The following is a 14,597-nucleotide window of genomic DNA, read 5'->3' as shown; positions in this document are numbered from 1 at the left end:
AGAGGTAAAAAATGAAAGGATATTTACAACTGGAAAACGGAATGACCTTTGAAGGTGAACTTTTCGGAAGAATAGAAGATAAAATAATAGGCGAAGTTGTATTTAATACATCAATGACCGGCTATCAAGAAATTCTTACTGACCCTTCATATTACGGGCAAATAGTAACAATGACTTATCCGTTGATAGGAAACTACGGAATTAACTTTGATTATGAACAATCAGACTCTTGTAAAGCAAGAGGATTTATAGTTAAAGAAGTATGTTATACTCCTAATAATTTTAATAATGAAATGACGCTTCCTGACTATTTGGAAAGTGAAGATATAACCGCTTTAAGCGGTATCGATACAAGAATGCTTACAAGAGTGTTAAGAAGTGAAGGTGTTATGCGGGGAATGATTACTACTCATATGATGCCAAAGACAAAGCTTATAGAAATTTTAGATGAATACGATAATTCAAAAAGTGTATTTAGCGTATCCACTTCTGATATATATAAAGTGGAAGGTAAAAAAGACGGTAAAAATATTGTAGCTATCGATTATGGTATAAAGGCAAATATTATCAATATGTTTAAAGAAAGAGGAGTTAATTTAACTATAGTTCCTTTTGATACAAAAGCTGAAGATATTTTAAAATTAAAACCTGATGCTGTATTTTTATCAAACGGTCCCGGGAATCCTGCAGATTTACCTGGATGTGTAGAAGAAATCAAAAAACTTATAGGAAAACTTCCTATACTTGGTATTTGTCTTGGTCATCAGTTAGCATCTTTGGCTCTTGGTGGAACAACAAAGAAATTAAAATTCGGACACAGAGGTGGAAATCATTCAGTTAAGAATTTAGCTACAAACAGAGTTTTTATTACAAGTCAAAATCATGGCTATGTTGTAGATAAATTGCCGAAAGATGTTGAAGTTACATATACGCATGTAAATGACGGAAGTATTGAAGGTATGCGAGTAAGAGACAAAAAAATATATACCGTTCAATTCCATCCTGAAGCTTGTCCCGGACCGACAGATAACGGGAATGTATTGGATGAAATTTTAAGGGTAATAGAATAGGAGGATTATTATGCCAAAAAGAAATGATATAAGTAAAGTATTGGTTATAGGTTCAGGTCCTATTATTATAGGTCAAGCAGCAGAATTCGATTATTCCGGAACACAAGCTTGCGAAGCCATAAAAGAGGAAGGTTTTGAAGTTGTACTTATAAACTCTAATCCTGCTACTATTATGACAGATAAACAAACTGCCGATAAAGTATACATAGAACCTATTACATTGGAATCGGTAGTAAAGATTATAGAAAAAGAACATCCCGATGCGATAATAGGCGGAATGGGCGGACAAACCGCACTTAATATGACTATGGAACTTCATAATAAAGGGATTCTTGATAAATATGGAATCAAAGTTATCGGTACAAGTGTTGAAGGTATTATGAAGGGTGAAGACAGAGATGAATTCAGAAAGCTTATGAGAGAAATAGGTCAGCCTATTATAGAAAGCAGAATAGTAAATACTCTTGAAGATGCGAAAAAAGCAGCACTTGAAATAGGTTATCCTGTGGTAGTAAGACCTGCGTATACTCTTGGAGGTACAGGTGGAGGTATCGTAAACAATGAAGAAGAGTTGTTAAAAATTGCAGAAAGCGGTCTTGCTTTGTCAATGACAACTCAAATTCTTATTGAAAAGAGTATCAAGAACTGGAAAGAAATTGAATATGAAGTAATGAGGGATTCAAACGGAACATGTATTACTATATGTAACATGGAAAATATTGACCCGGTAGGTATTCATACGGGAGACAGTATAGTTGTTGCTCCTACACAGACTTTATCTGATAAAGAATGTCAAATGCTTCGTTCTGCGGCTTTAGATATTATCGAAGCGGTTGGAATAGAAGGTGGGTGTAATGTTCAGTTTGCACTTCATCCAGACAGTATGGAATATGCGATAATAGAAATTAACCCAAGGGTTTCACGTTCTTCGGCTCTTGCTTCAAAAGCCGTAGGTTATCCTATTGCAAAAGTATCTGCCAAAATCGCTCTTGGTTATCATTTGGAAGAAATTAGAAATGCGGTTACAAAAGAAACTTTTGCCTGCTTTGAGCCTGCAATAGATTATGTTGTAATAAAAGTTCCAAAATGGCCGTTTGATAAATTCTTAAGTGCCAAAAGGGATCTTGGAACAAAAATGATGGCTACCGGAGAAGTAATGTCAATAGGCAGAACTTTTGAAGAAGCTTTCTTAAAAGCAATACGTTCTCTTGAAATTAAAAAGCATACTTTGGTTCATGATAAAGTAAGTGATATACCTATAAAAGAACTCAGACACAAAGTATTTAAAGCCGATGATGAAAGAATATTTGTTTTGGCACAAATGTTAAGATTAAAATATTCGGTTGCTCAAGTAAGTAAAATCACAGGGATTGATTTATTCTTTGTTAATAAAATAAATGAGATAGTAAAGAGGGAAGAACATGTAAAGACTCTTACCTTAGAAACTTTGACAAGAGACGAATTGCTTGATTTAAAGAAAAAAGGATTTTCGGACAAAGGTATAAGCTTCTTAATGGGTGTTAGAGAAAAAGATATATATGAAATGAGACAAATGTGGAATATTCATCCTGTTTATAAGATGGTTGATACATGTGCGGGAGAATTTGAAGCATATACTCCTTATTATTACTCTACATATGATACCGAAGATGAAGTGGTTGTAAGTGATAAAAAGAAAGTTATGGTTATAGGTTCAGGTCCTATACGAATAGGGCAGGGGATAGAATTTGATTACAGTTCTGTTCATTGTGTGTATGCGTTAAGAGAAATGGGCATAGAAACGATTGTTGTAAACAACAATCCTGAAACCGTAAGTACGGATTTTGATATTTCGGATAAACTTTATTTTGAGCCTCTTACAGATGAAGATGTTCTTAATATTTACAACAAAGAAAAACCTGATGGGGTTATTTTACAATTCGGTGGACAAACGGCTATCAAACTTGCAGAAATGTGTGTAAGAGAGAATATTCCTATTTTAGGAACTTCACCTGACAGCATAGATAAGGCGGAAGACAGAGAAAGATTTGAAGCAATGCTTACAAAGCTTGGTGTAAAACAGCCTACCGGAAAGGGAGTGTTTACGGTAGAGGAAGGTATCGAAACCGCAAACAGAATAGAATATCCTGTACTTGTAAGACCTTCATATGTTCTTGGCGGAAGAGGTATGATGATTTGTCATGATGAAGAAAGTCTTGTTAAATATCTTACAAATGCCATCAAAGAAGATCCTAAAAACCCTGTTCTTATCGATAAATACTTATATGGACTTGAACTTGAGGTTGATGCAGTTTGTGACGGAGAAGAAGTATTTGTTCCCGGTATTATGGAGCATCTTGACAGAGCGGGTGTTCATTCAGGAGACAGTGTAACAATATATCCTACAATAAACGTAAGTGATAAGATTAAAGAAACTCTATATGAGTATACACGAAAAATAGCTCTTGAACTTGATGTAAGAGGTATGATAAATATTCAATTTATTGTATTTAAAGATGAGCTTTATGTTATTGAAGTAAATCCTCGTTCAAGCAGAACAGTACCTTATATAACTAAAATTACAAATGTGCCTATTCTTGAAATGGCTGTAAAATCTATGTTCGGACCTTGTATCAAAGAAATGGGATATGGAAGTTATGTTCATGAAGACAGTAAAAACTACGGAATTAAAGTACCGGTATTTTCTACGGAAAAACTTCCGAATGTTGAAGTAAGCCTTGGACCTGAAATGCGTTCTACAGGTGAAGTTTTAGGAGTGAGCAAAAATTATCTTGAAGCTTTATATAAAGGATTTCTTGCTGCAGGTTTCGACTTGAGTAGAAGAAAAAGAAAGCTTTTGATTTCTTTGAATGACGAAAGTAAAGAAGAGCTTATCGGATCTCTTAAGAAAATGTCAGATATAGGATATGAATTCTTTGCAACAGGAAACACGAAAAAATATATGGAAGAACACGGTGTGAAAAATGTTACCGAAGTATATAAAATCGGTCATGAAGGTGAGAATAAAGAGCTTGGCATTCTCGATGTAATTAAAAACCATAAGATTGATTTGATTATAAATACACCTCAAAGTTCATCAGATTCTGAAACAGATGGGTTTAAGATAAGAAGATGTGCGGTTGAATGCGGAGTAAGTATAGTAACTTCAATCGACAGTGCTATGGCTCTTGCAACATTATTTAGTGAAGATTTGGATTTCGATACTTTTGAAGTTACGGATGTTGCAAGCTATTAATAGTAATATCAAAAAAGACGGCTAAAGCCGTCTTTTTTATTTGTTATAAATATTGCTTTTATTTAAAATTTCTTCATAGTCAGTACCCCAATCATAAATAGATTGTATTATGGGTTTTATTGAATATCCAAGATCGGATAATTCATATTCTATTTTTTTATTTTAGTCTAATGATAGTAAAAAAATTCTGAAACATATTACGATGAATTGTACATTAAAAAATCTTTATATAATCTTAATGTGTCTTTATATCTCCTTAATACCGTTTTAATATATGCAGTGTTACACTTGATTAAGTAAAAGGAGGAATAAAAAATGACATTTCTTATTTTAATAAGTGGTTTAATAGCAGTAGCAATGCTTATATACTATGCTGTTTTACTATTAGGAGGTAAAGACGAATGAGTAATTCTATTTTACAGTATGTGCTTTATTTAGTGATATTGGTGGCATTGGCCATTCCGCTAGGTAAATACATAAGTAAAGCCATGAATGGTGAAAAAGTTTTTTTAACAAAAATCATGCTTCCTGTCGAAAACTTTATTTATAAAATGCTAAAAATAAATAAAGATGAAGAAATGGGATTTAAAAAGTATGCTGTGAGTGCGCTAGCATTCAGCGCTTTTGGATTATTGTTTTTATTTGTAATCCAATGTGCACAGGCTTTTTTACCTTTGAATCCGGAAGGAATAGAAGGTATGAGTTGGCATTTATCGTTTAATACTGCGGCAAGTTTCGTAACCAATACAAACTGGCAAGCATACAGCGGTGAATCTCAACTTAGTTATTTAGCTCAAGCATTGGGCTTAACTGTTCAAAACTTTACATCTGCCGCAACTGGTATGGCAGTTTTGTATGCTTTGGTAAGAGGTCTAATGAGAGTTAAAAGCAAAGGTATAGGTAACTTCTTTGTAGATGTAACAAGAAGTACTTTATATGTATTAATACCTCTTTCAATTGTTGTAACAATAGGTATTGCATCGCAAGGTGTTGTACAAACAATGAAAGGACATGAAGAGGTTAATCTGCTTGAACCAGTAGCGGTAACTACTGAAGGCGAAATTATAGAAAATGCAAAAATTCAAGATAATAAAGTTTATGTGGACGGTGAGCAAGTAAAAGATGCCGAAGTTGTAACAAAACAAGTTGTTCCGTTAGGAATGGCTGCAAGTCAAGTTGCGATAAAGCAGTTGGGAACCAACGGTGGTGGATATTACGGTGTTAACTCAGCTCATCCGTTGGAAAATCCGACTCCATTCTCTAATATGTTGGAAATGTTGTCGTTATTGTTAATTCCTGTTGCATTATGTTTTGCATTTGGCAGGGATATTAAAAATAAAAAACAAGGTATTGCTATATTTGTGGCAATGTTTATATTACTTGCAATAGGTTTAGGCATAACCGCCTACAGTGAACATTCTTCTACTCCTGCATTTACCAATAATCCTGCAGTAAGTACTACTGTTGATGGACAAATGGGTAACATGGAAGGGAAGGAAACCAGATTTGGTATTGCTACGTCTGCAACATGGGCTTCGTTTACAACCGCAGCTTCAAACGGTTCGGTAAACTCAATGCATGATAGCTATACTCCAATCGGTGGAATGATTCCAATGTTGCAAATGCAACTTGGAGAAGTTATCTTTGGTGGTGTAGGATGTGGTTTATACGGTATGTTAGGTTTTGCAATACTTACGGTGTTTGTTGCAGGACTTATGGTTGGTAGAACACCGGAATTTTTAGGAAAGAAAATAGAGCCTTTTGAAATGAGGATGTCTGTACTTGTATGTCTTGCTACACCAATTGCAATATTGGTAGGAAGCTTCATTGCGACAATCCTTCCGGAAACGGCGGATAGCTTAAATAATGCAGGGGCTCACGGCTTGAGCGAAGTTATATATGCTTTCTCTTCTTGTGGCGGTAATAACGGTTCTGCATTTGCCGGCTTTAATGCAAATACACCTGCATTAAACGTTAATTTAGGATTAGTAATGTTATTTGCACGTTTCGTTCAAATGACTGCATGTTTGGCGATAGCAGGTAGTCTTGCAAAGAAAAAGAAAATTGCTGTGACATCAGGAACACTTTCAACATCAAATGCAATGTTTGTATTCCTATTAATATTAATGGTATTGATTGTCGGAGCATTGAGTTTCTTCCCTGCATTATCTCTTGGACCAATAGCAGAGTTCTTTGAAATGATTGTATAGTTTGTTATGAAGGAGATTACAATTAAATTATGAAAAGTAATGAATACACAAGTGCTTTAAAAGATAAAAAAATGGTGCTTCGTGCGGTAAAAGATTCTTTTGTTAAGCTCGCTCCCAAAACACAAGTTAAAAATCCGGTAATGTTTTTGGTATACATATCAGCGATTTTGACAACAATATTGTTTATTGCAGCTTTGATGGGAATAAAAGATGCCCCATCGGGATATATCTTTGGAATTGCAATAATACTTTGGTTTACCGTAATATTTGCTAACTTTGCAGAAGCGATAGCAGAAGGAAGAGGAAAGGCTCAAGCTGATTCTCTAAGAGCTGCAAAACAAGATGTGAAGGCATATAAAATACCTTCTGTTGATAGAAAAGAAGAAGTGAGTGAAATATCTTCTGCAAATTTGCAAAAAGGTGATATCGTAATAGTTAAGGCAGGAGAACAAATCCCTGCTGATGGTGAAGTAATAGACGGTGCCGCTTCTGTTGATGAAAGTGCCATAACAGGTGAATCCGCTCCTGTAATAAGAGAAAGCGGTGGGGACAGAAGTGCCGTTACCGGAGGTACAACAGTAATATCAGACTGGATTGTTGTTGAAGTAACAAGCGAAAAAGGAGAAAGTTTCCTTGATAAGATGATAGCCATGGTTGAAGGTGCATCAAGAAAGAAAACACCAAACGAAATTGCCCTTGAAGTTTTCTTGGTTGCTCTATCAATTATATTCATATTGGTTACTTTGGCTCTATATGGATATTCTTTATTCTCAGCAAATCAGCAAGGAGTTGCTAATCCTACATCTATAACATCTCTTATTGCGTTATTGGTTTGTCTTGCTCCGACAACAATAGGTGCTTTGCTTTCTGCAATAGGTATTGCAGGTATGAGCAGACTTAACAGTGCGAATGTACTTGCTATGAGCGGTAGAGCAATAGAAGCTGCCGGAGATGTAGATATATTGATGCTTGATAAAACAGGTACGATTACTCTAGGAAACAGAAAAGCAAGTCAATTTATTCCTGCAGAGGGTGTAGATATAAAAGAACTTGCTGATGCCGCTCAGCTTTCATCTCTTGCAGATGAGACTCCTGAAGGAAGAAGTATAGTAGTGCTTGCAAAAGAAGAGTTTGGACTTAGGGGAAGAAACCTTGAGGAATTAAATATGGAATTCGTTCCATTTACCGCAAAAACGCGTATGAGCGGTGTTAACATGGACGGTGTAGAAATCAGAAAAGGTGCTGCCGATACTATCAAACAATATGTACAGGAAAAAGGCGGAAGTTTTAGTATTGAAGTGGAAGAAGCCGTAAATAGAATAGCTAATCAAGGGGGGACTCCTCTTGTTGTAGCTAAAAATGAAAGAGTTCTTGGAGTAATATACTTAAAAGATATTATTAAACAAGGTGTTAAAGAAAAATTTGCGGATCTTAGAAAAATGGGTATCAAAACGATTATGATAACCGGTGATAATCCTCTTACTGCAGCAGCAATTGCAGCAGAAGCAGGTGTTGACGATTTCTTGGCTGAAGCAACTCCTGAAGGAAAACTTGAAATGATAAGAGATTTCCAAAAGAAAGGACATCTTGTTGCAATGACTGGGGACGGTACAAATGATGCTCCTGCCCTTGCACAGGCGGATGTTGCGGTAGCTATGAATTCAGGTACACAAGCCGCAAAAGAAGCCGGAAATATGGTTGACTTGGATTCTTCTCCTACAAAACTTATAGATGTAGTAAGAATCGGTAAACAACTTCTTATGACAAGAGGTAGTTTGACAACATTCAGTATTGCAAATGATATTGCGAAATACTTTGCCATAATACCGGCATTGTTCTTAGGATTATATCCCGGACTTCAGGCTCTTAATATAATGAATCTACATAGTGCAAATTCAGCCGTATTTTCGGCAATAATATATAATGCACTTATCATTATAGCCTTAATTCCTTTGGCATTAAAAGGTGTTAAGTACAGAGAAGTTTCGTCAGGTAAATTACTTAGCAGAAACTTGCTTATTTACGGACTTGGTGGTATTATTGCACCATTTGTATGTATTAAAATAATCGATATTATAATCGTCGCTCTTGGCTTAGTATAGGAAGGAGAATAAGAAATACATGAAAAGTCTAATAAAAAAATCGTTTATATTTGTTGTGATAACAACAGTGCTTTGCGGTATTATATATACTTTGTTTATGACAGGTGTTTGTCAGGCTTTATTCCACAATAAAGCAAACGGAAGCATTATTGAAGTTAACGGAGTAAAATACGGAAGCGAATTAATGGCTCAACAATATGAAGATGAAGATCATATGTGGGGTCGTATAATGAATTTGAATATGACAACATTTAAAGATAAAGACGGAAATACTCTTCTTTATTCAGGACCTTCAAATCTTTCTCCTGCGAGCGAAGATTTTGAAAAGACAATACAGGAAAGAGTTGATAAGATTAAAGCAAATCATAAAGAAATGGGAAATACTCCAATTCCCGAAGATTTATTAACTAATTCCGGAAGTGGGCTTGACCCTGAAATTTCACCCGATGCGGCAGAATACCAGGTAAAAAGACTTGCAAAAAACAATGATATGACTGAAAATGAAGTAAGAAGTATTATTGATAAATGTACAACAGGTCGTTTCCTAGGTATATTCGGTGAAGAAAGAGTTAACGTATTGAAAGTTAATTTAATGTTGGACGGCATATTAAAATAGATTTAAGGAGATAAAGCTATGCATAATAAGATTACGGCTTATAAGGAAGAATTTAAGTTTAATTTTGACGATAAAGAAGTAAGTGAAGAGTCTTTATTTATCGCAAGCCTATATATGTTAAGTTATGACCTTTCGATGAATCCAAAGGTATATAAAATAGAAAAAGAAAACTCTCTTTGGATTTATTATGAAAAATCTTGTTATGTTGTGAAAAACTTCTTTAATGAGTTTGGTATAAGTTTAGGTGTTATTTCAAATAAATACCCTATATCAATTTACGGAACAATAAATGATAATGAATCAGCCTCATTGGTATCTGTCTATGATACCGATGAGGGCAAAATATCATTATTTAAGAAAAATATTTCCGGTAAGGATTTTGATGAGATGTCCGATATTTGTGTAAAAATAGAAATATCGGATATTTGCTTGCTTAATAATTTTTATAAGCTTATTTCTGACTTGGATTACAGGAAAAGTTTTGTGGCAGTTGAAAGAGCAAAGTTTAAAGACTTAACGTTTAGAGGGATCGAAGAGGAAGGTGAGGACACTTACTTTAGATATTTGAAACTTAATGAACCTTATGAAGGTGAAATGTTTATCGATGCTCTTACAATAAATCAGATGAAAAAATTATGGCAGATATTTTTGGAAGAAAAAATTTCGGCTCTAGAATTTGATTATGCGCTAGGAGAATATCAAAAAGATTCTCTTTATTCACTATTTGAGTGGGAACTTGCTCTTAGATTGGTTCTCAGCGATATGGATATAAGTATAAAATATGATGACAATAGCTTTAATGTTTTAGATAAAAACAATAAGAGATTATATTTTGATTATAACAGTGAAAACAGTGCGGAAAAGCTTTTCCTTAAAATATTGTTTCCGATAAAAAATACTTTTTAATAAATAAAAATAGTGTTAATATTATTGATATTAACACTATTTAACATTATTTGGGAGATAAAAATGAGACCAAATCCTGATAAAATTTTAGAAAAAATAAAGACCGAGACTCCGGAAAACAGCATCGGGAAATTAAAGATATTTTTTGGATATGCTGCGGGCGTCGGGAAAACATATGCAATGCTAGAAGCAGCACATAAAGCAAAAAAAGACGGTAAAGATGTTGTTCTCGGATATATAGAGCCTCATGCCAGACCGGAAACTTCGGCTTTGAAAGAAGGGCTGGAGAGCATACCGGTTAAGGAAATACAGTACAATCAAATTACGCTTAAGGAATTCAACTTGGATGAAGCATTAAAGCGTCATCCTGAAATAATATTGGTAGACGAACTTGCTCATACAAACGCAAAGGGTTGTAGACATATTAAAAGGTATCAAGATATAGAAGAGTTGCTGAATGCGGGAATCAATGTTTATACTACAGTAAATGTTCAGCATATAGAAAGTTTAAATGATATTGTTGCTTCCATTACAGGTGTAGAAGTAAGAGAAAGAATCCCGGATAGAATTTTTGACCTTGCTTATCAAGTAGAGCTTGTTGATATTGAACCTGAAGACTTAATAGAACGTTTAAATAAAGGAAAAATTTATAGGGAAGAAAGAGCAATTACTGCTCTTGATAATTTTTTTACTGTAGAAAATTTGACAGCTTTAAGAGAAGTGGCACTTAGGAGATGTGCAGACAGGGTAAATAAAATATCATCAAGAATAAAAGATCCGTCAAAAGACGGACATTATATAGATGAGCATATATTGATATGTTTATCTTCTTCTCCTAGCAATAAAAAAGTTATAAGAACTGCTGCCCGTATGGCAGATGCTTTTAAAGGAACATTTACGGCATTATATGTGGAAACTTCTGATTCGGAAGATATGAGCGATGAAGATGAAAAGAGATTAAACGAAAACTTTAAACTCGCCGAGCAACTTGGGGCAAATATAACCACTGTGTACGGAGATGATGTCGCTTTTCAAATAGCGGAATTTGCAAGGCTTTCGAATGTTTCAAAAATAATTATAGGAAGAAGTAGAAAAAAGAGTTCTTTCTTTTCTTCAAATACATCATTTACGAATAAATTGTCTGCTTTATATCCGAATTTGGATATATATATTATACCGGATAATGATACAGATCAGAGAAAAAAAGCAAGAGAGAGAATGGGAAAAAGCAAAATAGATATATCTTTTATCGATATATTGAAGTCGCTGATTATTCTCGGGTTATGTACGGTAATGGGCTTATTGTTTTATAACTTGGGATTTAGTGAAGCCAATATTATTACCGTCTATATTTTAGGAGTTCTGGGAACTGCTTTTGTTACTTCAAGAAAGATATACCCAATAGTTTCTTCTCTCTTAAGTGTTCTGATTTTTAACTTTTTGTTTACAGTGCCGAGATTTACTTTTAACGCTTATGAACAAGGGTATCCCGTTACATTTCTTATAATGTTTTTGGCTGCTTTTATTACCGGTACCTTGACTTCCAGAATTAAGGAACAGGCAAAACAGTCTGCAAGATTTGGTTACAGAACCAAGGTTCTTTTGGATACTGATCAGAAATTGCAACAGGCAAGGAGCAAAGAAGAAATTATACGTGAAATGGGGAATCAAATCGTAAAATTTATCGATAGAACCACTGTAATTTATTTATCAATGCATGATAGATTACTTGAGCCCTTGATATTTAAAAGTAATGACGATGAAGACATAAACGAATATATTTCTCAAAATGAACAAGCCGTAGCCCTTTGGGTATATAAAAACAACAAACACGCAGGTGCTACCACAAATACGCTGAGTGGTTCTAATTGTTATTATTTATCAATAAGGGGTAAGGAAGGTAATTACGGTGTTGTCGGTATTGCGATGAGTAAAGATGAAGACTTTAGTATGTTTGACAGGAGCCTCCTTATGTCTCTCGTAAATGAGTGCGGTGTGGTTTTGGAAAATAATTATCTTGAGAAAAAAAATGCAAAAGCGCTTATGGAAGCAAATCAAGAAAAATTACGTGCGAATCTTTTACGGTCCATATCTCATGATTTAAGAACACCTCTTACCAGTATTTCCGGGAATGCTTCTGTTTTATTGAAAGAGTTGGATCTTAATGAGGAAACGAAGCATAATCTTTATGAGAATATATATGACGATTCAATGTGGCTGATTAATTTGGTCGAAAATTTATTATCGGTAACAAGAATAGAAGACGGAAAAATGAATTTAAATATGCAGCCTGAACTTTTGGTGGAGGTTATTTCTGAAGCACTAAAACATATCAACAGAAAAAGTGTGGAGCATAATATAAGTATTGATATAAAAGATGATTTGGTTATGGCAAAAATGGATTCACGCCTTATTATACAGGTAATAATAAATATAGTGGATAATGCAATTAAGTATACTCATTCTGGTTCTGATATTTGCATTAAAGTAGAAAAGAAGAATAATTATGTTTATACGAGTATCATGGATAACGGAAACGGAATAAGCGATGAGGGTAAGAAAAATCTGTTCAAAATGTTTTATACCGAAGGGAAAAATTCCGAGGACAGCAGAAGAGGGCTAGGTTTGGGACTGTATTTATGCAAAACAATAATAAAAGCACATGGCGGAGACCTTACGGTTAATGATAATTATCCAAAAGGAACAATATTTACATTTTCTTTAAAAGCACAGGAGGTCGTATTACATGAATAATCGTTTAATATTGGTTGTAGAAGATGACAATGCAATAAAAAATCTTATATCGACAACATTGAAAAGTAAGGAGTATAAATTCCATACAGCGAAAAACGGTAAACAAGCGCTTGATGATATAATTAGTTCAAATCCTGATGTCATATTGTTGGATTTGGGGTTGCCTGATATGGACGGGCTCGATATTATAAAGAAGGTCAGAGGTTGGTCAAATGTTCCTATAATAGTTGTCAGTGCAAGAAGTGAAGATAAGGATAAAATAGAAGCACTTGATGCCGGGGCGGATGATTATTTGACAAAGCCTTTCAGTGTCGATGAATTGTTGGCAAGACTCAGAGTTGCTTTTAGAAGAATTGATTACCAAAATCAAAATAATGCAAGAAAAGAAACTCCCGTTTTTATTAACGGAGAACTTAAGATAGACTATGAGAGCGGATGTGTATATATAGGAGAACAAGAGGTTCATTTGACTCCGAATGAATATAAGCTTATTTGTATCTTAAGTAGGAACGTAGGTAAGGTTCTTACGCATAAATATATTTTAAATGAAATTTGGGGGAGCGCTTTTGACAGTGATGTTGCATCACTTCGTGTTTATATGGCTACTCTTAGGAAAAAAATAGAAAAGGATACTGAACATCCGGAATATATACAAACACATATCGGCGTCGGGTACAGAATGTTGAGGAAAGAAAATAAATAAAGAACTCTTTTATAAGAGTTCTTTTTGTTTTTTTATAAGTTCTCGTCGTCTTTTTTTTGAGAATCGTTCTTCTTCGCTGAATATGCAGCCGCAGTAGTTTTGTCTGTAAAGGTTTAGCTTTATAGCTTGTTCCTGCCCTTCATTAAAATACGGTCTGAAGTCTTTGTATAAAAAATTTACTTTATATTTTTGAGATGCGGCTTTTGCTATTTTACATATTAATTCATGATCTTGATACGGACTTATCAAAAGTGTTGTTGTGAAAGCATCAAACTCGTTTTCTTTTGCGAATTTTGCCGTTTCGAAAAGTCGCATTTTGTAACATGCCGCACATCTGTTGTCAAAGTTTGGATATATGTTATTTATAAATTCTCTAAGTCCATATTCATTTTCTATTATCAGTTTTACATTTATGTCTTGTGTATAGTCGATTAAAGTTTTTTTTCTTTTTTTGTATTCTTGGAAAGGGTGAATATTGGGATTATACCAAAAACAAGTCGGCTCTATATTCTCTTTTCTTAGGGTATCTATGCACATAATGGAACAAGGTGCGCAACAAGAATGCAATAATACTTTCAAAATAAATCTCCTTAATATATAATAATATATTATAAAAATAAAACTGAGTAAATGCAATATGATAAAAGGTGAAAATATGAATAATATAATTGCTTTGGGGATTGTTTTGATAGTAGTTTTAATATTTATGATAATTGGAATTTCAATGATTAAGACAAAAGATAATCCTATACAATATTTATCAAACGTAAAAAAACTGCCAAATGTAAAAGATATAAGCGGATATAATAAAGCTCTTGGTAAAATATTTATTATTTTTGCTTTGCTTCTTTTGCCTATTTTATCACCTGTAATTTTATTTGCTCAAAATTCAAAGTATTCCTTTTTATCAATTCTATTAATTCCGTTTTGGGTTATAGGACTTATTATTTCATGTATTTTTACGGAAGATAAATATAAGAAATAAATTAGGTGTTAATAAG

Annotated in this window: 11 protein-coding genes; 9 read left to right on the top strand and 2 right to left on the bottom strand. The window is 34.0% G+C overall.

What is annotated here, in order from left to right; translation table 11 throughout:
- The first annotated feature begins 11 nt into the window (after positions 1-11).
- Positions 12-1,070, top strand: coding sequence for a carbamoyl phosphate synthase small subunit (locus QZ357_RS06830; protein ID WP_290773610.1), 1,059 nt, complete (start codon positions 12-14; stop codon positions 1,068-1,070).
- 10 nt (positions 1,071-1,080) lie between these two features.
- Entirely contained in the window at positions 1,081-4,305 is a 3,225-nt protein-coding gene (gene carB / locus QZ357_RS06825) for a carbamoyl-phosphate synthase large subunit (RefSeq protein ID WP_290773607.1), read from the top strand.
- Positions 4,306-4,341: 36 nt separating this feature from the next.
- Here carB and QZ357_RS06820 read toward each other — a convergent pair whose 3' ends face one another.
- On the bottom strand, positions 4,342-4,458 hold the full coding sequence (locus QZ357_RS06820) for a winged helix-turn-helix transcriptional regulator (protein ID WP_290773894.1): 117 nt from the start codon (positions 4,456-4,458) through the stop codon (positions 4,342-4,344).
- A 248-nt stretch (positions 4,459-4,706) separates the two neighbouring features.
- Here QZ357_RS06820 and kdpA point away from each other — a divergent pair, with 248 nt between their 5' ends.
- The 6 genes from kdpA (at position 4,707) to QZ357_RS06790 (ending at position 13,596) form a co-directional block, all read left to right on the top strand.
- On the top strand, positions 4,707-6,515 hold the full coding sequence (kdpA, locus tag QZ357_RS06815) for a potassium-transporting ATPase subunit KdpA (protein WP_290773605.1): 1,809 nt from the start codon (positions 4,707-4,709) through the stop codon (positions 6,513-6,515).
- 29 nt (positions 6,516-6,544) lie between these two features.
- Positions 6,545-8,617: a potassium-transporting ATPase subunit KdpB gene (gene kdpB / locus QZ357_RS06810; RefSeq protein WP_290773601.1), complete on the top strand. Its 2,073-nt coding sequence runs from the start codon at positions 6,545-6,547 to the stop codon at positions 8,615-8,617.
- 19 nt (positions 8,618-8,636) lie between these two features.
- The gene (locus QZ357_RS06805; protein WP_290773597.1) at positions 8,637-9,233 is read left to right on the top strand and encodes a potassium-transporting ATPase subunit C; all 597 of its coding nucleotides are present in this window, start codon (positions 8,637-8,639) and stop codon (positions 9,231-9,233) included.
- 18 nt (positions 9,234-9,251) lie between these two features.
- On the top strand, positions 9,252-10,139 hold the full coding sequence (locus QZ357_RS06800) for a hypothetical protein (RefSeq protein ID WP_290773595.1): 888 nt from the start codon (positions 9,252-9,254) through the stop codon (positions 10,137-10,139).
- 63 nt (positions 10,140-10,202) lie between these two features.
- Positions 10,203-12,893, top strand: coding sequence for a sensor histidine kinase KdpD (locus QZ357_RS06795; protein ID WP_290773593.1), 2,691 nt, complete (start codon positions 10,203-10,205; stop codon positions 12,891-12,893).
- Positions 12,886-13,596 (top strand): response regulator transcription factor, encoded by a 711-nt coding sequence (locus tag QZ357_RS06790; protein WP_290773591.1) that lies wholly within the window; start codon positions 12,886-12,888, stop codon positions 13,594-13,596. Before QZ357_RS06795 ends, QZ357_RS06790 begins: the two co-directional genes overlap by 8 nt.
- 9 nt (positions 13,597-13,605) lie before the next feature.
- Here the strand turns inward: QZ357_RS06790 and QZ357_RS06785 are convergent, their stop codons facing one another.
- Positions 13,606-14,175, bottom strand: coding sequence for an epoxyqueuosine reductase QueH (locus tag QZ357_RS06785; RefSeq protein ID WP_290773589.1), 570 nt, complete (start codon positions 14,173-14,175; stop codon positions 13,606-13,608).
- Between the two features lie 76 nt (positions 14,176-14,251).
- On the opposite strand from QZ357_RS06785, the gene QZ357_RS06780 reads away from it, so the two are divergent.
- Complete coding sequence (locus QZ357_RS06780) at positions 14,252-14,581, top strand: hypothetical protein (RefSeq protein WP_290773586.1); 330 nt, start codon at positions 14,252-14,254, stop codon at positions 14,579-14,581.
- Positions 14,582-14,597 lie beyond the last annotated feature (16 nt).

The organism is Anaerofustis sp. (genome assembly GCF_019420015.1).
GTDB lineage: Bacteria > Bacillota > Clostridia > Eubacteriales > Anaerofustaceae > Anaerofustis.
The sequence above is the reverse complement of the archived record's forward strand: the minus strand, read 5'-3'. Positions and strand labels throughout refer to the sequence as shown.